The sequence below is a fragment of the Bifidobacterium porcinum genome (assembly GCF_055378475.1).
The window spans coordinates 2,026,606-2,049,786 of the sequence record NZ_AP029603.1; the positions used below are offsets into that span (position 1 = coordinate 2,026,606).

The 23,181-nt window shown below is 61.7% G+C and carries 15 protein-coding genes and 1 pseudogene; 7 read left to right on the top strand and 9 right to left on the bottom strand.

Annotated features, from left to right (window positions below; all coding sequences use genetic code 11):
- Window positions 1–40: 40 nt before the first annotated feature.
- Together ACZ41G_RS08030 and ACZ41G_RS08035 are read right to left on the bottom strand one after the other, a co-directional pair.
- Window positions 41–979 carry a carbohydrate ABC transporter permease gene (locus ACZ41G_RS08030; RefSeq protein ID WP_464145228.1) on the bottom strand — a complete coding sequence of 313 codons (939 nt, stop codon included), beginning with the start codon at window positions 977–979 and terminating at the stop codon, window positions 41–43.
- A gap of 33 nt (window positions 980–1,012) precedes the next feature.
- Complete coding sequence (locus ACZ41G_RS08035; protein ID WP_321046674.1) at window positions 1,013–2,302, bottom strand: ABC transporter substrate-binding protein; 1,290 nt, start codon at window positions 2,300–2,302, stop codon at window positions 1,013–1,015.
- A gap of 233 nt (window positions 2,303–2,535) precedes the next feature.
- Here ACZ41G_RS08035 and ACZ41G_RS08040 point away from each other — a divergent pair, with 233 nt between their 5' ends.
- A complete protein-coding gene (locus ACZ41G_RS08040) occupies window positions 2,536–3,777 on the top strand; it encodes an ROK family transcriptional regulator (RefSeq protein WP_464145231.1) in 1,242 nt (413 codons plus the stop codon).
- Window positions 3,778–4,096: 319 nt separating this feature from the next.
- A pseudogene (locus ACZ41G_RS08045) lies at window positions 4,097–4,285 on the top strand (response regulator transcription factor); the annotation flags it as partial.
- A gap of 34 nt (window positions 4,286–4,319) precedes the next feature.
- Here the strand turns inward: ACZ41G_RS08045 and ACZ41G_RS08050 are convergent.
- Window positions 4,320–5,165: a sulfite exporter TauE/SafE family protein gene (locus tag ACZ41G_RS08050; RefSeq protein WP_101451553.1), complete on the bottom strand. Its 846-nt coding sequence runs from the start codon at window positions 5,163–5,165 to the stop codon at window positions 4,320–4,322.
- 320 nt (window positions 5,166–5,485) lie between these two features.
- Here ACZ41G_RS08050 and ACZ41G_RS08055 point away from each other — a divergent pair, with 320 nt between their 5' ends.
- Window positions 5,486–7,699 carry an alpha-galactosidase gene (locus tag ACZ41G_RS08055; protein WP_464145234.1) on the top strand — a complete coding sequence of 738 codons (2,214 nt, stop codon included), beginning with the start codon at window positions 5,486–5,488 and terminating at the stop codon, window positions 7,697–7,699.
- Window positions 7,700–7,779: 80 nt separating this feature from the next.
- On the opposite strand, the gene ACZ41G_RS08060 is transcribed toward ACZ41G_RS08055, so the two are convergent.
- Window positions 7,780–8,262, bottom strand: coding sequence for a nucleoside deaminase (locus ACZ41G_RS08060; RefSeq protein WP_441482266.1), 483 nt, complete (start codon window positions 8,260–8,262; stop codon window positions 7,780–7,782).
- A 255-nt stretch (window positions 8,263–8,517) separates the two neighbouring features.
- On the opposite strand from ACZ41G_RS08060, the gene ACZ41G_RS08065 reads away from it, so the two are divergent.
- Window positions 8,518–10,596, top strand: a complete 2,079-nt coding sequence (locus ACZ41G_RS08065; RefSeq protein ID WP_464145237.1) for a cation:proton antiporter — start codon at window positions 8,518–8,520, stop codon at window positions 10,594–10,596.
- 84 nt (window positions 10,597–10,680) lie between these two features.
- Here the strand turns inward: ACZ41G_RS08065 and ACZ41G_RS08070 are convergent, their stop codons facing one another.
- The 3 genes from ACZ41G_RS08070 to ACZ41G_RS08080 all read right to left on the bottom strand — a co-directional run bounded on the left by ACZ41G_RS08070 (window position 10,681) and on the right by ACZ41G_RS08080 (window position 16,161).
- The gene (locus ACZ41G_RS08070) at window positions 10,681–11,421 is read right to left on the bottom strand and encodes an alpha/beta hydrolase (protein WP_412174345.1); all 741 of its coding nucleotides are present in this window, start codon (window positions 11,419–11,421) and stop codon (window positions 10,681–10,683) included.
- A gap of 67 nt (window positions 11,422–11,488) precedes the next feature.
- A complete protein-coding gene (locus ACZ41G_RS08075) occupies window positions 11,489–12,829 on the bottom strand; it encodes a hypothetical protein (RefSeq protein ID WP_464145240.1) in 1,341 nt (446 codons plus the stop codon).
- A gap of 335 nt (window positions 12,830–13,164) precedes the next feature.
- On the bottom strand, window positions 13,165–16,161 hold the full coding sequence (locus tag ACZ41G_RS08080) for a cation-translocating P-type ATPase (RefSeq protein ID WP_464145242.1): 2,997 nt from the start codon (window positions 16,159–16,161) through the stop codon (window positions 13,165–13,167).
- A gap of 255 nt (window positions 16,162–16,416) precedes the next feature.
- Here ACZ41G_RS08080 and rlmB point away from each other — a divergent pair, with 255 nt between their 5' ends.
- Window positions 16,417–17,427: a 23S rRNA (guanosine(2251)-2'-O)-methyltransferase RlmB gene (gene rlmB / locus ACZ41G_RS08085; RefSeq protein ID WP_015451338.1), complete on the top strand. Its 1,011-nt coding sequence runs from the start codon at window positions 16,417–16,419 to the stop codon at window positions 17,425–17,427.
- Between the two features lie 86 nt (window positions 17,428–17,513).
- Here rlmB and ACZ41G_RS08090 read toward each other — a convergent pair whose 3' ends face one another.
- Window positions 17,514–18,953 (bottom strand): DUF4032 domain-containing protein, encoded by a 1,440-nt coding sequence (locus ACZ41G_RS08090; RefSeq protein WP_464145244.1) that lies wholly within the window; start codon window positions 18,951–18,953, stop codon window positions 17,514–17,516.
- A 123-nt stretch (window positions 18,954–19,076) separates the two neighbouring features.
- A complete protein-coding gene (locus ACZ41G_RS08095; protein WP_015451340.1) occupies window positions 19,077–20,204 on the bottom strand; it encodes an ABC transporter ATP-binding protein in 1,128 nt (375 codons plus the stop codon).
- A gap of 184 nt (window positions 20,205–20,388) precedes the next feature.
- Between ACZ41G_RS08095 and ACZ41G_RS08100 the strand changes: the two genes are divergently transcribed.
- Both ACZ41G_RS08100 and ACZ41G_RS08105 read left to right on the top strand, forming a co-directional pair.
- A complete protein-coding gene (locus tag ACZ41G_RS08100; protein WP_464145246.1) occupies window positions 20,389–20,874 on the top strand; it encodes a hypothetical protein in 486 nt (161 codons plus the stop codon).
- Window positions 20,875–20,936: 62 nt separating this feature from the next.
- On the top strand, window positions 20,937–23,138 hold the full coding sequence (locus tag ACZ41G_RS08105; protein WP_464145248.1) for a serine/threonine-protein kinase: 2,202 nt from the start codon (window positions 20,937–20,939) through the stop codon (window positions 23,136–23,138).
- Window positions 23,139–23,181: the final 43 nt, after the last annotated feature.

Here is a 23,181-nt window from a genome sequence, read left to right on the forward strand (position 1 = left end):
TTCCTTTCCCCTCTGTCAGTCGGGCTTCAGCGCACGGCTGTCAGATCTGCTCCTTGCTTCTCGAGAATCCGAGCTGGATGAACGCGACAATCGCGAGGACGATGAAGAAGATCACCGCATTGGCTGTCTGATAGGCGTATTCACCGCCGGTCAGGCCACCCTTCCAGATGAGGTAGGTCACGGTTTCGGTGGAGGAATTCGGGCCGCCTTCCGTCAACGCGACCACCTGGTCGAAGGTGCCCAACGCGTTCTTGAGCGACAGCACGAGATTGATGGTCACGAACGGTCCGATCAGCGGGAAGGTAATCTTCCAGAACTTTTGCCACGCGTTCACACCGTCGATTGAAGCGGCCTCGTAGATTTCGTCATCAATGGTCTGCAAGCCGGCGATGTACAGCAGCGTGGAGTAAGCGACGCCCTGCCACACGGCGAGGAACACCACTGGAACCCATGCGTACTGCTCGCTGGTCAGCATCGATTCGGACAGCCAGCCGATACCCAGCGCCTTGCCGAGCGCGGGAAGCGGCGTCATGAAGATGTACTTGAACACGTAGCCGATGACCAGCGTGCCCAAGATGTACGGGATGAAGAAGATCGCGCGGAATCCGTTCTTGAACGCGATCTTGCTGTTCAGCAGCACCGCCAGGAACATCGAGATCAGGTTGATCAGCACTGTAATGATGATGGCGATGAAGAAGGTGAACAGGTAGGCGTGGCCGACGCGGTCATCGCTGAACAACGCCTGGTAGTTGCGCAGGCCGACCCATTTGAAGTTGCCGTAGCCTTGTGAGTTCGTGAACGAGTAGCCGATGCCACGAATGAACGGGACATACAGGAACACCGCGAAGATAATCGCCGCGGGGACGGTCATCCAGTAGTAGGCGCGGTCGACCTTGCGCTTGGAGAACGCGGTCTTGCGCCTCTTTGCCGGCTTGTCCGACGCCGTCGGCTGCTTCGACGATACGACTGTTGCAGACATGCTATTTCCTTTCTCCGTGTCCGATTACTCGACTTACTCGACCGTGCGAGCTTGAACCTTGTCCCATTCCTTCTGCATCGAGTTGATGAAGCGGGGGACGTTGCCGCTGATCACCATGGTCTGCAGGTAGCCGCCGATGTTGATGGACGACGGGATGTAGTGGTCGCAGAAGTCGACCACGTCGTTGCTTTCGAAGAACGGGCGGATGCCTTCCAGCGCCTTGTTGCCGAAGTAGGTGTCCTTGAGCGGGGAAATAGCGGACTGGGCCTTCGCGTAGGCGTTCAGCTGCTTCTTGCTCATCAGGAACTTGATGAACTTCATGGCTTCCTTCGGGTGCTTGGTGTTGGCGCCCATTGTGAGCATAACGTCATCGCCTGCGGTGAGCTTCTGCTCCTTGACGTTGTTGCTGGCCGGCATCTGCGCAAACCCGAGGTCGATATCGGGGTTGATCATCGTGATCTGCGGGATCGCATACGTGCCGAGCGGGATGATCGCCGCTGTGCCCTTCGCGAAGTTCTGGGTGGCCTCCTGATAGGTGACGCCCTTGTCGGACGTCGAATAGGAGTACATTTCGACTTCCTTCTTCGCGGTTTCGGTCCAGATCGTCTTGAAGTCGGTCTTGCCTTCCTTCAGTTTCGTGTACTCGGATTCCGGGACGAGCGTACCGGCGAGCGAGGCGAGCGGCGCCTGGGTGGTCCACCCGTCCGCGACACTGGCTTGCACCGGGTTGATACCCGCAGCCTTGAATTTCTTCAGCATGGCAATAAATTCGTTCCAGGTCTTGGGCGGATTGTTCGGATCAACACCGGCCTTACGCCACAGCGTCTTGTTGTAGATGTAGCCGGATGCGTTGCCGGAGAACGGCAGGCCATAGAGGCGCTTCTTCGCCGGGTCGGTGGTCTGTACCAAGTTCTTGGCGATCTGGACCATGCCAGGGTTGAGTTCGTCAACAATCGGATCGTCAGTGAAATCATGGAACACGCCGGAGGCAGCGAACATGCCGAAGCTGATATCGCCGTTAAACGTGATGACATCCGGAACGCGGTTCTTTACGAACCGGGTGCGCAAATCAGTCTGCGCGTTCGCGGAATTATTGATGTTGATGCGGATGTTCGGATTCTCCTTCTCGAACTCCTGAACCATCTTCTTGAACTGGTCAGCGGCCTCGGACTTGAACTGGAAGAAATCCAACGTCACCGTCTGCGCGTTCGACGCTCCACACCCGGCGGCACCGAGCCCCATCACCGCAACGCATGCCACGGTGAGTGCACGGCGAAGTACCGACCTGAGCGTTCCGCGTCCTGAATGGGAATCCGTCTTCATGAAGACTCCTTTGCCTCTTCCGTGCCGCAGCGTCCTCGCCGCGGCTTTGTTTGTGGTTCTAATCATACGTGGACATGGATTTCATTCCCAGTCCCGCGCGCCTCTTGCATAAGGAAAGAAAAACACGGTATTTTTATGTATTGAGAAAGAAAATACAAGATACCAGATGCGAGGCAATGAGAACAGGGTTGTATCCTCGCACGCCGGCGACGGCACATCAGCAAGGAGCGGCGATGACAGCATATGCGACAGATGCGTGGAAATCCGCGGAATCAGACGATGACAACGGGCAGACAACGGACGCCCAATGGTTCACCGGCTCCCCGCAAACCCACCGGGTGACCCGCGCCATCACACAATACGGGCCCATCGCGCGCACGACCCTGGCTCAACTTCTCGGACTGTCACAAGGGGCGTTGTCGCGCATCACCAGCGACCTGATCTACGAAGGTGTCATCGAGGAACTTCCCGGTGACACCACAGAACAAGGCAGACTCCCGCAAGGCTTCATACCGAAAGAATCACGCGAAAAACGTGGCCGCCCGCAGACCAATCTGCGGTTGCGCGCCGGCGAGCGCACTTTCCTCGGCATCAATATCCACGGCTCCGAGGTGAGTATTGTGGCTGTGAACGCGCTGTGCCGGCCGGTCGGTCCATGCCGCACGGTGACGCTTGAATCCACCAAGCCGCAGGATGTCGCCGCGACCATCGGCACGGCGATCCGCAAATACCGTTCAGACGTCACGCCAAGCCCGGTTGCCGTAGGGCTGAGCTTCGGCGGGCATGCGGAAGACGACCGGTATGTGACGTACGCTCCCTTCCTGCATTGGGACGGGCGGGTCGATGCCGCTGGGGCGATTGAGCAGGCGGGCGGGCTGCCCACAGCGGTGTTTAACGACCTCGATTCGCTGTTGCTGTATGAAAGCTGGTTCGGCGCCGGCATCGGCGTGCGACGGTTCGCTGTGGTCACGATAGGTGCGGGCGTCGGGTACTCGCTCGCCGAGGACGGCATGCCTGTGGACTACCCTGATAAAAGCTATGGGCTGGCCGGGCATATCCTCGTGGACCCCGAAGGGCCACGCTGTTACGCGGGTCACACCGGCTGCTCGCAATGCCTGACCAATGATTCGCTGGCCGAAGAGTATTCAGGCATGGTGGGACATATGGTCACCTTCGACCAATTCGCCGCCGACGCACAGGAAGGGACCGCGCAGGCACGGCAGCTACTCAACCGCCTGTGCTTCCGGCTCGGCGTGCTGGTATCCACGGTCGCGAACTTCGCCATGCCGTCGAAAGTGCTGATCAGCGGGGAATCATCATTCCTCGCGAAAATGAACCAAGAATCGATTCGCAGCGGCATCAACTGGTATCGCCCCAGCCAGGCGGCGACCGTCGACTTCGAAATTCTCGACTTCTCTTGGGAAAGCTGGGCGAAAGCCGCGGCCGCACGGGCGATCGCGCGGTATATCGGGTGAGGCAGGGTGGCCATGGGATTGGAGTCAGCGTGAGCCGTCGTTTGCAGGCCGGCGTGCAAGGATTGGCTCACACAGCAGGCTGTCGGGCGTGCGGAACGACTGAACTGCATGTTCCGCCCGTCAGTTTGTGAGCGAATCCTCACACGGCTGCGACCGACAGCCTCCGAAACCGTAGCCCGGAACGCGCAGGCGCCCACTGTGTGAGTCAATCCTCACACAGCGGGCGTCAGGAGCTGCCAAATCAGGAAATCGGAACACCCAACCGGCCGGCGCGTGAGCGCATTCTCACACATAGCGCCGCCACGGCCGGATCCGCATGCTCGACAGCTTGCCCGAGCGGGAGCGGGAAACCGTAATCCTGGCCGCGCAAGGCATGAGCAATCAGGAAATCGCCGAACGGATGTTCATATCCGAACGCACAGTAAAAGCGCATTTGTCCAGCGCCAGCGAACGCCTGAGCATGAACCGGGTGCAGCTGGCGAGGCTGGTGGAGCGGGCCGGACGGTAAGCGTGGATGGCAAACGTCGTCTGTGGCACCGCTATCAACGCCAGGATTCGCGGCGCGGGAGGCGCTTTGCCAAGGCGGGGGTCACGTTCACGGCGGCCCAGACGGAACGCACGCAAATCACGCACAGATAGATGGCGAACAGATTGGCTCCCATACGAGCGCTGATCGAGCCGGCGATCCACGTGCCGGCGGGCGTCAGGCATGCCGCGACCACGCCGATGATCAGGCCGTCACGCAGGTTGACCAGGCCGCGCCGGACATTCGCGACGCTGCCTGCGATGGCATTCGGAATCATCATGAGCAGTGACGAGCCGCGGGCCACCAGGTCGCTCGCGCCGAACGCCAGTGACAAGGCCGGTACGACAATCGCCCCGCCACCGATGCCAAGCAGGCCAGACAATGTGCCCACGAACACGCCGAGCAGCATCAGCAGAACACCGGTCAGAAATGTCATGTGAATCGTGCTGTCACGCGACGGCGTCCCGACAATCTGCGAGACAATCACAAAGACCAGGAACGTGGCGAACGCCCAGCGCAACACCATTTCTGGCAATCGTGACAGCAGCCAGCTGCCAAGCTGCGATCCGACGATTGTGCCGCAGGCGAGCAGCAGCGCGGCGATCCAGTCCACATGTCCGGATTGCGCGTACGAAATCACGCCGGCGATGGCGGTCGGAATGATTGCGGCGAGCGAGGTGGCGACCGCATGCCGCTGTGTCAGGCCAAGCCAGACCAACGCCGGTACGATAATCGTGCCGCCGCCGATGCCGAATAGGCCGGACATCAGGCCCGACAGCACACCCACCATCGCCAGCACCACCACACGACGAACAAGACTGCCCCCGAGTGCATCATGATCCTGTGTGCTGGAATACGCCATGGGTGTCCTTTCCTGCTTCCTGCTTTTCCGTGCGCATGAATGCGCCGCAGTCGGCACTAACTGTAGCGCGCCCGACAGCCGCGCAACGTCCTCGTTCCATGTCAGTCTCCTGACACCTGCATTTCTTCATCGTTAGCGTTTCTTCAGCGTTCGCGAAAATCCTGTTTTTCTTGCGCAATGCACACGACACGCGTCCTGAGACAAGGAAAACGCGAGCACATACCATACAACCAACAATGCAGGAGCGGCGCGGCCAGCATACACGCGCCGGCTCCGGCACAGCGAAGGACAACGACAGACCCTACGACCAAAGGAGTGCAATGACGCGCATCACCATCATCCCCGGAACAGCGAACGACGGCACTGACCTGACTGCGGTGTACACGGAGAACGCCGCTGCCAACGTGGCGTTCGCACTGATTTTCCCAGGCAAGGCCCTCCCCCGGTTCGTCCATTGGGGGCGCCCACTGACGCACCCGGAAACCCTCGTGCACCTGTATGACGCACTCAAACCGCAACGCGTGTCCGGCGCATTGGACAACACCGCATGGCCGAGCATTCTGCCCACGCAGTCTGAATCGTGGATCGGCGCGCAACGCATCGATATCCGCCGTGACGGGCGCGAACTGTTCTGCAACTTCGCCGTCACCGCTATCAGCCCTGCCGCAGGAGACAACGAGGGTGCCTCCATCATCAGCGTCGACGCACAGGACGCCGACCAGCAGGTCGCTCTGCAGTGGACCTGCGAACTGACCGATTCCGGCCTAATCCGCCAATCTGCCACCATCACCAATCTCGGGGACGGCATCTTGGACGTCAACGGTGTTGAACTCGGGTATCCGATGCCTCAACAGGCGGTGGAAATCCTCACCACCACCGGCCACCATCTGCGTGAGCGCTCACCGCAGCGCCAGCCGCTCACCGTCGGCCGCTTCGAAAAGCTTTCGATGGCCGGGCGCCCTGATTTCGACGCATCCCTGCTTCTGACCGCCGGCGCCCCCGGATTCGGCTTCGAGCACGGCGACGTGTATTCCGTGCATGTGGGTTGGAGCGGCAATAGCGTGCTGTCCGCGGAACGTCTGCCCTACACGCAGGGTGTGATTGGCGGCGGCGAGAAGCTGTTCGGCGGCGAAATCACACTGGAGCATGGCGGCCAGTACACCACACCGTGGGTGTATGGCGCGTTCGGCACTGGGCTGAACGAGGTCGCCCACCGCTTCCACGAGTTCGTGCGTGCGCAGCACCCGAATCTCGCCAATAAGCCGCGTCCGGTCATCCTCAACACGTGGGAGGCCGTCTATTTCCAGCATGATTATGACACGCTTGTCCGACTCGCGGACAAGGCCGTGGACAGCGGTGTGGAGCGGTTCGTCGTGGATGACGGCTGGTTCGGCGCCCGGCGCGATGACACCGCCGGCCTCGGCGACTGGCAGGTCTCACAGGACGTGTGGCCCGACGGCGCAAAAAGCCTCAAGGCGTTGGCCGACTACGTGCACAGCAAGGGCATGGAGTTCGGCCTGTGGTTCGAGCCGGAGATGGTCAACCCGGATTCCGACATGTTCCGCAACCACCCGGACTGGGTTCTGCGCCCCACCCCCGGTCGCCTGCCGATGCAGGGCCGCTCCCAGCAAGTCGTCGATCTGACCAATCCGGATGCGTATGACTACGTGTTCGGTGCGATGAATCATCTGGTCGGCGAACTGGGCATCGACTACATCAAGTGGGACCACAACAAGCTCGTTACCGAAGCGGTGTCGCCGCGTACCGGCAAACCGGCGGTGCATGAGCAGACGCTTGCCGTATACCGGATTTTCCGTGATCTGAAACTCGCGCATCCCGGGCTCGAAATCGAAAGCTGCTCGTCCGGTGGCGGTCGCGTCGATCTGGGCATCCTACGCTACGCCGACCGCATCTGGGCATCCGACTGCGTCGATCCCGTGGAACGCGCCGATATCCAGCGCTATACGTCATTGTTGGTGCCGCCCGAGATGATCGGTGAGCATGTGGGAGCCAGCCCTGCACATTCGACACACCGTGCGACCAGCCAAGACCTGCGTATGGATATGGCGTTCTTCGGGCATATGGGCATCGAATGGAATCTGCTCAAGGAGTCGCAGGAGGATCTGGACAAACTGGCCGTATGGGTGCGCGCATACAAGGAGCATCGCGCTATGTTCGAAACCGGGACGGCAGTGCATGCGGATACCGCGGATCCGGCAGTGCGCCTGGACGGCATCGTCAGCGCCGACCGCTCACACGCCGTGTACCGTTTCACGCAGCTGACCACGTCGCAGACCTACCCGGCGGCGCCGATCGATCTTCCCGGACTCGACGCGGATGCCGTGTACCAGGTCAAGCCGCTGTCGGTCAGCCTTGATCTCGACGCCGACGGCATCGGCAACGGTCAGTCCGCACTCGGCTGGTGGACCGCCGACGGTGTGACATTGCCTGCGGTCGCGCTTGAAACCTACGGTCTGCGTCCACCGAGCCTGCACCCCGCGCAAGCCGTGCTGTTCGAGGCCGTGCGGGTGTGACTTCGCACGTCATGTCACATGCGTGCGTTTGAGGTGCACGCATGTGACATGACGTGATATCTCAGCCGAGACGGTCCAATTCACCGCCTGAGGCTGAAGAAATCCGCAAGCAGACGTGCGCACTCGTCCTCGCATACTCCCCCATACACTTCAGGGAATGAGCCGACATGCGGATCGCGCGGGATATCCCACACTGAACCGCATGCGCCCAATTTGGCATCCCACGCACCGAACACGATACGCCCGATATGGGTTTGCAGGCACGCTCCGGCACACATCGGACACGGTTCCAAGGTGACAACCAGCGTGCAATCGGCAAGATTCCAGTTCCCCAAGGTCTTAGCAGCTTGACGCATTGCCTCGACCTCGGCGTGGGCCAACGGGTCGCCGCCGCGCTCGCGCAGGTTGCGGCCACGACCAATGACAGCGCCGTCAGCGCCGATGACCACCGCCCCGACCGGCACCTCCCCCTCACGCGCAGCCTCGCGCGCAAGACCCAGCGCCAGCCGCATCGACCCGTCCAGCGTCTCGCTTACCGTTGCATGACTTCCCGTTTCCGCCATATCAGCCAGTCTAGCGGCAAGCTTCGCGCACTAGCCACCTGCCCAATCTGCGTGCCGCCTATCTCCAGTTGATACGCAATCAGCGCACGGTCTGCCTACAGTCAGTCCACAACTATTCCTCAGCACGCAGCGAACAGAATTCATCTGTGCCCAGTACGCTGGAAGTATTCGTGCGTGCCATGCGGCAACCCCAAACGGCAACGCAACGCACCACAGCCCATGCCCACTGCTTACCAGTCCAAGGAAGGCGGCATCATGACGGAACTGACCCTCGTCCTGTGCATTGTCGGCGCGGTTGTGGTGTCTTCGTTCCTCAGCCGGTTCATTCCCAAAGTGTCCACGCCGCTCGTGCAGATTGTGCTCGGTGCGCTGGCTTCGCGACTGCCGTTCTTTCCGGACGCTACGTTGGATCCGGAACTGTTCATGGTGCTGTTCATCGCTCCGCTACTCTATCTTGAGGCACGCAGCATCGATAAAACAGCATTGCTGAAGAACCTGAAACTATCGCTGTCGCTGGCCATCGGCCTGGCAATCGCCACCATGGTCGCCGTAGGCTATGTGACCCATGCCGCGTGGCCCGCCGTACCGCTTGCGGCCGCCTTTGCGTTGGGTGCGGCCCTCGGTCCGACTGACGCGGTAGCCGTAGCGTCCTTGAGCCATGAAGCCACGCTGAGTGAACGGCAGCGTGGGATCCTTAAAGGCGAATCCTTGTTCAATGACGCTTCCGGCATTGTCGGCTTCCAGTTTTCGATTCTCGCCGCAATCACCGGCACATTCTCCATCGGGGCGGCCGCCGGGGAGTTCGCGGTCTCGTTCTTTGGCGGAACTGTGCTCGGCTTGATGTTCGGCGTGTTCGCCAACTGGCTGTTCGGATTGATGCGATCCTTCGGCTGGGAAACCACCACGTCACGCATCTTGATGGAACTGTTCCTGCCGTTCCTGCTGTATTTGGGCGCCGAAGCGATCGGCGTATCCGGCATTCTGACCGTGGTCGCGGCCGGACTCATTGCACGCTATGACCGCAGTGGGGTCGGCCCGAATGTCGCCCGCACTAACATTGTGTCCTCCAGCGTGTGGGCGGTGCTGTCGTTCGCGTTGAACGGTTCCGTGTTCATCATGCTGGGCATGATGCTGCCGGACGTGCTGGGCACCACATGGGCCGACCCCACAGAAAGCAACACCATGCTGCTGGGAATCATCGTGCTGGTGTCCACCGTAGTGGTCGTAATGCGGTTCGTGTGGGTGGCCGCCATGTTGCGCATCGCCCGCGACCAGCGCACCGGGCAACGGCGGCGGATGACCCCGGAACGGTGGCGTTCCGCCGCGATCATGACCTTCGGCGGGCCGAAAGGCACCATCACCCTGTCTCTGATGTTCACCATCCCGTACACCATCGCCGCAGGCGCTGATTTCCCGATGCGCGACGAACTGATATTCGTGGCCGCCGGCGTCATCATCGTGACGCTGCTGCTGGCGAACTTCCTGCTGCCGCTGCTCGCGCCCACCCACCTGCACAGCACCAAGGAGATGGACGACATCACCGTGGAAGTGCTGCGCCAGACCGTGGAGGAGCTCGCCCGCCGCGTCACTCCGGAGAACCGACGGGCGGTGCTCGCGGTCATCGACTCATACACCAAGCGCATCACCCGGCTCAAGCACCGCATCGGCAGCGCCGACCCGCAAGGCTTCGAAGCCCTGCAAATCGAGGCGTTGCAATGGGAGAAAGACTTCCTCAAGCAGCGAATCATCGACCTGAAAAACGAGGAACCCGCAACCCCGGCGGCAACACACCAGCGCGACCTGCATATCGAAGCCTGCGAGCGCATGCTCGACCAGTTGATGACCACGTTGCGCCATGCGACAGCAGGGTCAAGAAATTCGCAGGCGGTATCGCAGATTCGCGGCCGGTTCCGCGCGCTGCAACGCCGGGTATCCCTGTTGGCGCGGCGGATTTACGGCAAAATTCTGCGCACGGCACCGCTGATGAGCGAGGATGAAATCTACGCTGCCGTTCGCGGCACCCAGCTTGAGGCGATTCATGTGGTAATCGGCAAGCTGTATGAGCAGATGCATGCGGGCACCTACAATACCGAGGATTGTTCGGCGCTGATCCTTGATTATCAGCGTGCCGAGGCTTCCCTGCGCAATCGGCCGAATATGGAGCGCAGCGCGGAGACCATCAACGAGGTGGAGGATGTGAAGCGCGACAGTTACGCGATTGAGCTGGGCATCATCCAGGATCTGTTCGAGGACGGGCGGATTAATCGCGCCCAGTTGAGGCAGCTGCGTCGCAACGTGTATGTGATGCAGGTGGATGCGGACTCCGGTGTGTGAGCCAATCCTCACACAACGGCGCTCGTCGCATGGCACAGTGGCCCGTTCGCCGAGCGCCCACGATCCCGCGCCAGCACGCACCGTTCACAGCATGCCGGACGTGATGTTGTGCAGCATCAGCCACTGGCGCAGGTCGTTGAACTCCTGCAGGCTCACCGCGTGATCAAGCCCGCGGTAGCTTTTCTCCGTCAGCCAGGTGTGCTCCTCCAGCCAGGCGGACATCGCGTGGATCTCATACGCGGGAATCACGGTGTCGGCCTGACCGTAACCGAAGAAGGTCGGGATCTGCAGGTCGGCGAGTCGGTCATCCGCGGGAGCGGTGCCCGGAACCTGCGCTGGGGCGAGGAAACCGGACAGCGAAATCGAGGCACGGTACCGTTCCGGATGTACGCGCAGCAAGTGAATCGCAAGCAATCCGCCTTGGGAGAAGCCGATCGGCACCACGTCACGTTCTGCGGGGATATGCTCCGACACCCACGCGTCAATCGCGTTGGCGGCGGCGAAGGCGTCACGGTCGAGATCTTCGCCGGTCGGCACGCAATCGTGGAACCACGTGTAGGCACCCGGAATCGACCCTCGCTCCTCCTGCAAGACGAGCGGCGCACGCAGCGACACGAAATCGTTGTAAGGCGCCACGTAGCGCATCATATCCGCCAGATCCTGCTCGTTCGACCCCCAGCCGTGCAGGCACAGCAGCATCGGACGATTGGGCTGCGCGTTGCCGCCTCCGCGCGACCATTGGGCTTCACGCACCTGCATCGGTTCGCCGAACCGCCCCGGCACTACGTTCGATTCACGACCCACCAGCTGCGAAGATTCACTCATATCGCCCAATATACCCGCGAATTGTCCGCGACTATCCGTTGGCGGCAGCATATTCGGGAGACAACGCTCACTGCACGGTGCTGATGGTGCCACCCCACTGGTCGTGCAGGGCTTCGATGTCGGATTTCTGACCGAAGGCGATCCAGCGTTCGCCGCTGAGAATACGCCATTCGCCCTGGGCGCGCGAGTCGGTGGAGTAGCTGTCCAGCGTGGACGAGATCTTCGACGTGATTGCGCTGCGGTACATCGAAGCGGCCGATGCACTGTTGAAGGTGACGAACGCCATCCGCGTGGTCTTGCATACCGCCACCGCGCTCATGCCGGGGTAACCGCTGACATCCATCGTCTGCCAGCCGTCGGAGCACCGCTCGGTTGCTTCCTCGATGCCGGATTCCATGCGTGACGTACTGTTCACGGGAGCGTTATCGCGTCCAGACGCCTTAATGATGCCGTCAGGGAAGAAGTTGCCGACCACCAGTGCGCTGGCGATCAACACGCCAGCCAAGGCGGTCAGCACGATGGCGGCAGTACCCGCATGACCGCCCTTGTGCCGTTTCGAATCCGCCACGCGGGCGGCGACGACGAGAATGATGGCCAGAACCGCGAACACGCAGCCAATCGCGGTGTAAGCGGATACGGGCAATACCGCCAGTTGAGACAGCTTGCCGGGAGCGACCGCACGCAATGCCGCGCACGAGGCCGCGGCGAGGGACAACAGTGAGCTCAGCGCCGCGCCGCCGGCAATCCAGCGTTCCGCGGCAATCGGCTTGCGTTGGCGCTTGGGCTTGGGTGCCGCCAAAGCGTGCGGGTCACGCCCTTCGCCGGCGTGGAATTCATGTTCATGCACCGCTGGTTCGCCCGCATGACCAGGGTAATTGTCACTATCGCGGTCGCTATCGGCCGGGTTATTTCGCAGATTCGATCGCTCGCCGAAGTCGGAACCGGCACCAGCAGCGTTGGCGGCACCCGCCTGCGTTTGCTCCGAATGCACAGACTGTTGCGAGGAGCCAGCCGTCGCCTCCTGCCGCTCGACAGGTGACATTCCAACCGCATACACCGCCGACGCCTGCGGCGACAACGACGATCCATCGGCCTCGCGTTGCAATTTTGCCATCACATCGTCATCCGGCTGCGGGGACGCCTGGGCGCGGTCATACAGGCCGTTCCAAGGATGAAGAGGGTCCTGCCACGGATCGTCATCGGCATAGTTTTCATCAGCATAGTCGTTATCAGCATCGAAACTGTCGTTGTTCTGGCGGAATGCATCCTCCCCCGACGTGCTAGATGCCTTCGCCATGGCCTGCCGTGATCGGGCAATCTCGTTTCCTGTGGTTTTCGGCATTCCCAAGGCCTCTGAAGCCGCAGAAGTCCCGGAATCGATGGGGAACGCCTTTCCGTCGTCTGTCATCATGCCCTCATTCACGTTTCAGCCATACATACGCAATACACGCAACAGCAATTATCGTTCATCGCCCGACAGCCGGGCGGCACTCAGCGGGTTGCTGTCACCATCGTTTCACCATATGAGACGCCGGGCGCAGATACGCCGAGTCACCCGGCAATATCCGAGGACGTCGTGCGGCGACCGGAAAAACCTGCCATTGCCGCACGACGTCCCACATTCATCAGCGAATCCTGCCTCACAACGCGTCTCGGACGCTGTCAGTGCTGATCAGGGCTTTGCCGCATTCTGGCGGCATTCGCACCCGAACCCGGCATCTGGCCGTCTGGGCTGATGCCGCATCATTTCGCGGATTCCTTGCCGCGTTCCACTGCGCGAAGCACCAGCTTGCGCAATTCGGATGCGACCAGCACGATGGCGGCCAATCCGGCGCATTCCAGCCAGGCGCCGCCGCTGAGCGGGGTGGTGCCGAACGCCGTGTTGAGGAACGGCAGATAAATCACCGCGAGCTGCAACACAACAGACAGCGCGATTGCACCCCACAGCCAGCCGTTGGAGAACAGGCCGACGAACGCAGATTGGCGCGCCGAGCGCGAAGCGAGCGCGTTGAACAGCTGCGCGAACACAAGGATGGTGAAGCCCATCGTGCGCGCCTCCACCATCTGCGCGTCATGCCCGATGGCATTGACGGAACGGTCGGTGAACAAGCCGCCGGACAAATGCATATCCATGCCGATCAGTGTGACCGCAGCCATGATGACGCCGATGAACAAGATGTCACCCCACATGGAACGGTCAATCACCCGGTCGGTGAGTTTGCGCGGCTTGCGGTTCATCACGTCCTCGGTCTGCGGGTCGACACCCATCGCAAGCGCCGGCGCGGCATCCGTAAGCAGGTTGATCCACAGCAGTTGTGTCGCCAGCAGCGGCACGGTGACACCCGCCGAACCCGGCTGGGTGATGCCGAGGAAACCGGCAAGAACCACGCCGAAGAACACAGTGAACACCTCACCAACGTTCGAACTGAGCAGGTAGCGCAAGAACTTGCGGATGTTGTCGAAGATGCCACGACCTTCACGCACAGCTGCCACGATGGTGGAGAAATTGTCGTCCGCCAGAATCATCTTGGCGGATTCTTTGGTCACTTCGGTACCGGTAATGCCCATAGCCACGCCGATATCCGCGGTCTTGACCGCAGGGGCATCGTTGACGCCGTCGCCGGTCATCGCCACGATATTGCCTTGCCGCTGCAAGGAGTCGACAATCTTGAGCTTGTGCTCCGGGGCGACGCGCGCGTACACGGACACTTCAGATGTCGCCTTGTCGAAGGCCTGCTGGTCCATGGCGTCGAGCTGGTCGCCGGTCAGGGCCTTGCCGCCGTTGTCGATGATGCCGAGATCGGTGGCGATACGCGCGGCAGTCAGCGGATGGTCGCCGGTGATCATAACCGTGCGGATGCCCGCGCGGTGTGCTTCTGCGACGCTGTCGCGCACTTCGGTACGCGGCGGGTCGATGATACCGACCATACCGGTCCAAATCATGTCACGTTCCAGTGCATCGCTCTGGTCGGCGATATCAAGCACTTCGCCGGCCGCATTGGAAATCATGCCCGGAACATCCGCAATGGAAGCCGTGTCAAGCGGGCGGTAGGCCTCGCCGAGTGTGCGGTAGGCCTCGTTCGACAGCCGTTCGACCTGGTGCAGGATTTCCTGCCGGTCGCCTTCGGTGATCGGACGGACCGCGCCACCTACGGCGATGCGGGTGCAGTAGCCGAGCAGCACGTCCGGGGCGCCCTTGGCGAATACGGTGAGCTTGCCGGAGTCCGCGTTGTCCTTGGCGACGATGGACATGCGCTTGCGTTCCGAGGTGAACGGTACCTCACCGACACGCTGGAAGTTCTCGAACCGGCGGTCGGTTTTGGTCTTGCGTGCCGCGACGATCAACGACACCTCGGTCGGGTCGCCCACGATATCCCACGTGCCGGGCTTGTCACCTTCCCGCAGTTCGCCGTCGTTCGCCATGGCACCGGCACCCAGCGTGGCATAGACCTCCGCACGAATATCGGCAGGCACTTCCAAATCGCCATCAGCGGCACCAACGGCGATCATCCGGCCTTCGGGAGCGTACCCGGTTCCGGTCAACTGCACTTCGCCGCTCGGCGTGACCACCCGTTCGACGGTCATCTCGTTGCGGGTGAGCGTGCCGGTCTTATCAGAGCAAATTACCGAAGCGGAACCGAGCGTTTCGACGGACGACAGCTTCTTGACGATGGCGTGATGCTTGGCCATGCGCTGGACGCCGAGCGCCAGCACCACGGTGAGGATTGCAGCAAGGCCTTCTGGCACTGCGGCGACCGCAAGCGACACGGCAAGCAGCAAGGATTCGATGACGTCATCGACGCTGTGGAAGCCTTCCATAATCGCGAGTGCGGCGAGTACCACCGCGGCGATGATGCACACGGCGATACCCAGCACCTTGGAAACGTGTGCCATTTCCTTCTGCAGCGGGGTCTGCTCGTCTTCCGTCCGCGACAACATATCGGCGATTTTGCCGACCTGCGTGTCCATGCCGGTGCCAGTGACAATGGCACGCCCGGTGCCTTGGGTGACGGATGTGCCGTTGAACACCATGTTCATGCGGTCGCCCAGCGCTTTGGCGCTGTCGAGGGTCTCGGGCTTCTTCGCGACCGGCACGGATTCGCCGGTCAGGCTTGCCTCCGCGATACGCAGGGATGCAGCGGCGAGCAGTCTGCCGTCAGCGGAGACAGAATCGCCTTCGCCGAGGATGAGGATATCGCCCGGCACGACGTCCGACGTGTCGATGCGCATCACCTGACCGTCACGCAACACGGAGGTCTGTGGGGCGGTCATACTGGCGAGCGCCGCCACCGCCTGTTCTGCTTTTGCTTCCTGGATGTAGCCGAGCACCGCGTTGACGATGAGGATCAGCACGATGACGATGGCGTCGAACGGGAGCGCCTCGGTGGATGAGCCGGGCTGCGCGTTCGCCCGTTCGATGAACCATGCGACCAGCGATATGGCCGTCGCGACGAGCAGCAGATAGACCAGCGGGTCGCGGAACTGGGCGAGGAACTTCTTCCATTTGGGCACCGGCGGTGCGCTGGCCAGTTGATTCGGGCCGAACTTTTCCTTGCGGCGTTTCGCCTCCTGCGAGCTCAGCCCGACAGCGGGATCGACATGCAGGGCTTTGGCGACATCCGATGCGTCGGTGAGCGACGGATCGGTGTCAAGAATCGCGGATGCATGCAGGTCACCGGCTTCGGCTGGTCGCGTCTGGGGGGCATGGGATGGGGATTGATCGAGCTGGTGATCAACCATGATGGTCTCCTCAGTCAGCCGCGGAGTAGTCAACCCTCGTGTCTGCTGCGTCTACTGACGATGCCGACACGGCAAGGCTGCGCGGTTATGGGCGCCGGGCGATTGCCTGCGGCGCAATACTTATATTCTACAAAGAGGCCCCCTACCGAGGCGTTCACGAAACGCTGAAATCCACGATTTTCCGACAACACTCCGGCCTCTGCCCAGGCCGCCCTGACCGGCGATTGCTCCATCGGCCATGAGATAATGAGAGGTATGGCTAACAAGAAAGGCCCGACCAAGGGTTCGGGCGGAAAACATCGTAACGCGCTTCGAGGCAAGGGTCCGACCCCGAAGGCAGAGAATCGCGTCTATCACAAGGCATACAAGGCGAAGCAGGCTGCGGACCGCCGCAAAGCCGCCGATCCGCGTCTCGCCGCACGGCGTCGGGCCGCCAAGTACACGTCCGACGGCGCCGATCTGGTCATCGGCCGCAACTCCGTCCTCGAGGCGTTGCGCGTAGGCGTGCCGAGCACTCAGCTGTATATCGCCTCGCATATCGAGCATGATGACCGCACGCGCGAGATCATCAAAATCGCCACAGCACAAGGACTCCACCTGCTGGAGGCCGACCGCCTAGAGATGGATCACATCGCGCATTCCGGCAACCATCAGGGCATCATCCTCAAAGTGCAGCCCTACGAATACGCGTCGCTGCGCGATCTGGCCGACAAGGCCGAGAAGCGCGCGAAGGCCATGGAGCAGGTCGATTCCCCTCAGATGCGTATTGCGGCTCGCCCGCTGTTCATTGCTTTGGATGGCGTGACCGACCCGCAGAATCTTGGCGCGGTGATCCGTTCCGCGGCGGCGTTCGGCGCAAATGGCGTGATTCTGCCGGAACGCCGTTCCGCTTCCGTCACGGCCGCGGCCTGGAAGGTGTCGGCCGGCGCTGCGGCCCATCTGCCGGTTGCGCGCGTCGTGAACCTGACCAAGGCGATTGAGGCACTGAAAGAGCGCGGATACTACGTTGTCGGGCTTGACGGCGGCGGGGATGCGCTCGTCGGCGAGACCGGGTTCGAGACCGATCCGCTTGTGGTCGTGCTCGGCTCCGAAGGCAAGGGCATCAGCCGGCTCGTGCGTGAATCGTGCGATGCCATCGCCGGCATCCCGATCGACAGCCAGGTGGAGTCGTTGAACGCTTCGGTCGCCGCGGGCATCAGCCTGTACGCGGTGGCGCGCGCCCGTCGCGAGGCGGCTCAGCAGCAGGCGCAAGCGGCCGCCAAGTAAACAGACGCCAAGAAACAACTCCATACGCAAACTGGGTACGCCGGGAAAAGTCTCGGCGTACCCAGTTTGTATTACGAGTCGGCCTGTCAGTGACTCCAGACCGCGGCGTCGGGGTCGTCCTCCGGATTATATCCGTCATCCTCATGATCCGCACCACGACCGGCCGCGGAATCATCGGAGTAGGTGAACTCGTCGTCGATCACACCGGAATCGGCATCTGCGTTGATATCCTTCATCGCCTTCTTATCCAGCTTGTACTGCGGGAGCACGTTCTTGACATAGCTGCGCACGGCCTCCGCCATCGGGATATCATGCCCGGCATGCTCGGCGAGGAACCACCGGTGGTCCAGCACCTCGTGGAAGAACTGCGCCGGTTCGATCTGCGAACGGTATTCCGGCGGAATCATGCGCACGGTCGGCTCGTAGACCTCGCGCATCCAGTCGGTCGCCACCACTTCAAGATCCTCGTTCTGCCGCCACGTGGACGCGCGATACGTGTCAAGGTCGTTGAGCAGACGACGGGCCTGGTTCTCCTGCACGTCAAGACCGGTGAGGCGCATGAGCTTGCGGGACGCGTACCCGGCGTCGACCACGCGCGGCCGCACCAGCACATGGGTGCCGTCGGCGGCGGTTTTCACCTCAAGCTCATCGACATCGAAACCGAGTTCGTTGAGCTTGTTTACACGTTTCTCGATCTTCCACATTTCGTCCGGATTGAAGGTATCGACGTCGGTGAGCGCGCTCCACAGCGAATGGTAGCGGTCCACCAGACGGTTGCCGACTTCGACTTCATCCACATCGCCCGGGAGCAGCTTGCCGGAGCTCAAATCCATCAGCTCGCCGATGATATTCGTGCGCGCCAGGTCGATATCGTATTCGCGCTGACCTTCGGTGAGATTCGCATGCAAATCGCCGGTTTCGGCGTCCACAAGGAACGCCGAGTACGCGTCGGCGTCACGCAGGAACAGCACGTTGGACAGCGAGACATCGCCCCAGTAGAAGCCGGCCAGATGCAGCCGGACCATAAGCACGGCGAGGGCGTCAATCAGCCGTTCCGCGGTGTCGGTGCGCAGGTTCCTCGCGAACAGCGCGCGGTACGGCAGCGAGTATTTCAGATGCTCGGTCACCAGCATGGCTTCGAGCGGGTTGCCGTCCTTGTCGTGGCGCCCGGTGACGACGGCGATCGGCGTGACCGTAGGCAGATCGAGCTTGCGCAGTCGCCTGAGCAGCTCATACTCCCGTTCCGCCACGCTGCGCGTGATCTCCTTCATCGCGTAGACGTCATCGCCGACGCGCACGAAGCGGACGACGTGCCGGGAGATGCCTCGCGGCAGGTTGACCAGCAGATCGTCCGGCCACATGGCCAACGGCTGGTTCCACGGCAGGGTGAACATCTTCGGGTTCGAGCTCGCCGCCGTAATATTCAGTGTCTCGGGTTCCTTCGACTCCTCGTTGCCGTCTTCCGCCTTGACGGATGTCGCGTTCACCGCGCGCGGGTCAAGCTGTGACTGGTCGTTCGTTTCCATGTTCCTCATGCTACCCTTTCCAACAGAAAAGCCCCGCAGCTATGCGGGGCTTTTCCAACGAGGCCGAAAGAGAGGAAGAGAAGCCTCGCGTTACTGGTTGACGGGATTGCTCCCGCCAAGTTCCTAGTTCAGACGCAGCTCGGTCGACGGTGCGAACAGGTGCATCTTCGACGGGTCGATCTTGATCTTGACGATCTCGCCGACGCGCGGAAGCACACGCGGGTTCACACGAATCGTGGTGAGCTTGTTCTGGTCGGACATCAGTGTGGTGGTCTCGGCGACCGAGCCATCGGTGATGATGTTGCCGTAGATGTAGCCGTCGGAGCCGAGATCCTCGACGTTGACGACTTTGAGGGAGAAGGCGTTCGGTTCATCCGGCGCAGCCAGGGAGCCATCCTCCGGGCGGAAGCCGACGACAATCTTGCCGCCATCCTCCGGGGTGAGCTTGTTGACGGCCTCGGCCGGCAGGTCGAGCGTATCGTCGCCGATCTTCGCCTTGCCGTTGACCACCGGGTGGGTGTTGAGGTTCATCGACGGGGAGCCGATGAAGCCTGCCACGAACACGTTCGCCGGGCGATCGTACAGCTCGGTCGGGGCGCCGACCTGCTGGAGCTTGCCGAGCTTGATGACGGCGATGCGGTCGCCCATCGTCAGGGCCTCGGTCTGGTCGTGGGTCACGTACAGGGTGGTGACACCGAGCTGACGCTGCAGTGCAGCGATCTGCGTACGGGTCTGCACACGGAGCTTCGCGTCCAAGTTGGACAGCGGCTCATCCATGAGGAAGACCTTCGGCTTACGCACAATGGCGCGGCCCATGGCGACACGCTGACGCTGGCCACCGGACAGGGCCTTCGGCTTGCGGTCAAGGAACTCGGTCAGGTCGAGGATCTTCGCGGCTTCTTCAACACGCTTGCGAATCTCTTCCTTCGGGGTGCCGGCGATCTTCAGGGCGAAGCCCATGTTGTCGGCGACGGTCATGTGCGGGTACAGCGCGTAGTTCTGGAACACCATTGCGATGTCGCGATCCTTCGGCTGCATGGTGGTGACGTCCTTGCCACCGATGAAGATGCGACCCTTGTTGACTTCCTCAAGGCCGGCGAGCATACGCAGCGTTGTGGACTTGCCGCAGCCAGACGGACCGACGAGCACGAGGAACTCGCCATCCTTGATATCAAGATTGAGATCATCAACCGAGGGCTTGTCATTGCCCGGGTAGATACGCGTGACGTGGTCGAATACGACTTCTGCCATAATGTTCATCCTTTCAGAGGCAGGTACGTGCCTCACGATCCGTAGTGAGAGGGTTTGGTGCGTTCACTCGTAGCATCCGGCTTCGGAAACTGCAAGCTTCGGCGTTTACTTGTTCCGGTCCATTGAAGGTCCTCTTCTTTGAGCCATGGCCCAGTATACACGATGATTTGACATCGGCAGGGGTGTGTCGTTTGACGTGTTGCGCCGGGCCGAAAACAGGGGACGTTCCATGCAAACAATCTGCATCGGGATGGTCCGCCGGCGTTCCGAGAACTCGCTGCTCGTCGGTGCAGGCTCGCGAAAACTGCATCTCAGCCTCAACGACGTGATGCGTGTCGAATCCATACGGCATACGATTATCATTCGTGCATTGGACGGCAAGCTTTCCGGCAGCAGCAACACGCCTGCGGTGACCAGATACGGCACCAGCGAGTTGATGACGGCGACAACATCTGCCATGTTGATCTGTAACATGGTCGTCTCCTCCTTGTTTGTGGTGCATGTCTCGGCCGTGTCGATGCTGCTTCCGCGCCTCACACCGATGTGTCGCCCGTCTTCGGGAGCGGTCCAACATGCCTTGATGCCATTGCATCAGAAAATATGTCCTGTCGCGTCTCTACGCCCCATCCTGTCATTTCGGGTGCATAATCTGCACGCTTCCCGTGCATGACCTGCTGACGTGTCATGGCGGGTCCGGCACGCTTGCACCTTGGTATCACTAGGATTGGGGTTATGAGCGATTTGAACGCGTTGAATCTCGAAGCAGGCGAGGAAATCGGCGGCTACACGCTGATTTCCCGGCTCGGCAGTGGTGCAATGGGGTCGGTTTGGCGCGTGAAGGACGACGGCGGGCAGGAATACGCGATGAAGATCCTGCGCGATTCCCTGGTTGATGACGGTGAGACGACCGGCCAGGCCGCCCGCGACCACGCGACCGCCCGCGAGCGCCTGCGCCGCGAGGCGATGGCGTTGCGGCGCATCAAACATCCCGGCGTGTGCTCGATTGTGGATATGGAATTGGATGATGCGGTCGCGTTCATTGTCACGGAGCTGATCGAGGGCAGGAATTTGCGCGAGGATGTCGCCGCCAACGGCCGGTATGTGGGCGACGATCTGGAGCGTCTGTCACGCAAGCTGATTGACGCGGTCGAGGCGGTGCACGCGGCGGGGATCGTACATCGCGACATCAAGCCGACGAATGTGATGGTAGCGGCGAGCGGGCCGATTCTGGTGGATTTCGGCATCGCGATGGGCGAAGGGGAAAGCCATGTCACGCGGACCGGGCTGGTGATGGGCACACCCGGGTTCATCGCCCCGGAAATCATTGACGGCGCTGAATCAAGCGAGGCGACGGACTGGTGGTCGACTGCCTCGGTGCTGGCGTTCGCTGCGACCGGCCAGCCGGTGTTCGGCACGAAGCCGATGATGGCGGTGCTGGAGCGCGAGGCGCACGGCAACGCGAATCTTTCCGGACTTCCTGCGCGCACGGCCGCCGCATTCCGGTCTGCTCTCGACCCGGACCCCGATCACAGGTGCACGCCGAAGCAGCTGCTGCACACCATCGCCGCGGATGCGTTGAATCCGGCCGCTTGGGATGATGCGCAAGACCAGATGGTGGACGGGCAGACGGTTGTGTTTCCCCCTGCAGACGACAGCGAGCGCTCTGAAGACGGGGGCGCGATGCTCCCTTTTGACGGGGGCAATGCGGCGAATGCCGAGCGCACCGGGGACGCCGCCATGCAAGCCGACAATCCGAGGTCGTTGTGGGTGGCTGATACCGGCGACGGCTGGGACGACGACAGCCCTGAGGAAAACGGCCCAGAATCCGTTGATATCGGCGGTGACCGCGGAACCGATGCCGACGACGACGCTGATGCCCGCGCCGATATGAATTCCGCGAAATTTGCAGATACCGCCAGTTCTTCCAACGCCTCGGATCGCACCATGGTGATCGGCGACCAGCCTACTGTTGCCGCACCAGTTCCGATCACCGCGACCGCAGTGATGCCGTATGACGATCCCACGCGCCTGCCCCCCGATGCCGCCGGCGCCCCCTACGCCACCAATACCGCCAACACCGCGAACGGGACGATGCCGCCGTCCATTCTCCCGGAAGATGGAGCCGGAACCGGGCAGGCGGCCGGGCAACCGGTCCTGCCGGCAACGCAAGCGGCGGTGCCAGGAACCCAGAATCAGCCAAATCCCGCCGATATCAAGCGTGCACAGTATCTCAAGCGCGGAACGCTCCCGCTCGCTGCGCTGACCGTTCCGGTCGCCATCACCGCGGCGGCGATGCCGCTCATCGCATGGATTCTCGCCGGCGTGCTGATCTGGCTGCTCATCGCTATCGGTCTGAATACCGGTTCGCAGCTCGACCGCGAAAGCAAACGCGGCGGGACACGCAAGCGTGGCGACGGCGCGTTGCGTGTGGCAACCATGCCGTGGCATATCGTCAAAGGACTGGTGCTGGCCATCCCCCGCGCCCTACTGGCCGGCATCATCGCCACACTGGTGGTCATCATCGCCACACTCGCCTTACATTTGCCGACATTCCCGGCGCCATGGCATGCCAACGGCTGGGTCGTTCCGTTCGTGTTGCTCGCCGGCCATCCGCTGTCGGTCAACGGCTGCGTCCTGGCAGGCGCCGCCGCCATCGGATGGCTTGTCGGCGTGTTCGCGCCTGGGGCCACCGCAATCCGATTGGGCTCAGGCGCATTGCGCGGTCTTCCCCGCGACACGGGAAGCGCTCTCTCGGCTGAAGGCAACAGCGAGACCGGCCAAAACGACGCGCCGGAACGCAAGGGCGCGGGCGGCCGACAGACAACGCTGCTCGTGATATGGCTGATGCTGGTGGTCGCCGCTGTGGTGGCGATGCTGATGACTGGTGCAATCAATTGGGTACCGTTGATGGTCACTGGCTACATGCACATGTGATAGGCCTGTGCCGATTGCCGGAACCGCAAGAATCCGGGACTTT

Bases quoted from the DNA above. Each gene is read 5' to 3' on its own strand.
- ACZ41G_RS08095 (WP_015451340.1), bottom strand. From the start codon at position 20,204: ATGGCAGAAGTCGTATTCGACCACGTCACGCGTATCTACCCGGGCAAT.
- rlmB (WP_015451338.1), top strand. From the start codon at position 16,417: ATGGCTAACAAGAAAGGCCCGACCAAGGGTTCGGGCGGAAAACATCGT.
- ACZ41G_RS08075 (WP_464145240.1), bottom strand. From the start codon at position 12,829: ATGACAGACGACGGAAAGGCGTTCCCCATCGATTCCGGGACTTCTGCG.
- ACZ41G_RS08070 (WP_412174345.1), bottom strand. From the start codon at position 11,421: ATGAGTGAATCTTCGCAGCTGGTGGGTCGTGAATCGAACGTAGTGCCG.
- ACZ41G_RS08030 (WP_464145228.1), bottom strand. From the start codon at position 979: ATGTCTGCAACAGTCGTATCGTCGAAGCAGCCGACGGCGTCGGACAAG.
- ACZ41G_RS08060 (WP_441482266.1), bottom strand. From the start codon at position 8,262: ATGGCGGAAACGGGAAGTCATGCAACGGTAAGCGAGACGCTGGACGGG.
- ACZ41G_RS08065 (WP_464145237.1), top strand. From the start codon at position 8,518: ATGACGGAACTGACCCTCGTCCTGTGCATTGTCGGCGCGGTTGTGGTG.
- ACZ41G_RS08055 (WP_464145234.1), top strand. From the start codon at position 5,486: ATGACGCGCATCACCATCATCCCCGGAACAGCGAACGACGGCACTGAC.
- ACZ41G_RS08080 (WP_464145242.1), bottom strand. From the start codon at position 16,161: ATGGTTGATCACCAGCTCGATCAATCCCCATCCCATGCCCCCCAGACG.
- ACZ41G_RS08035 (WP_321046674.1), bottom strand. From the start codon at position 2,302: ATGAAGACGGATTCCCATTCAGGACGCGGAACGCTCAGGTCGGTACTT.
- ACZ41G_RS08090 (WP_464145244.1), bottom strand. From the start codon at position 18,953: ATGGAAACGAACGACCAGTCACAGCTTGACCCGCGCGCGGTGAACGCG.
- ACZ41G_RS08105 (WP_464145248.1), top strand. From the start codon at position 20,937: ATGAGCGATTTGAACGCGTTGAATCTCGAAGCAGGCGAGGAAATCGGC.
- ACZ41G_RS08050 (WP_101451553.1), bottom strand. From the start codon at position 5,165: ATGGCGTATTCCAGCACACAGGATCATGATGCACTCGGGGGCAGTCTT.
- ACZ41G_RS08040 (WP_464145231.1), top strand. From the start codon at position 2,536: ATGACAGCATATGCGACAGATGCGTGGAAATCCGCGGAATCAGACGAT.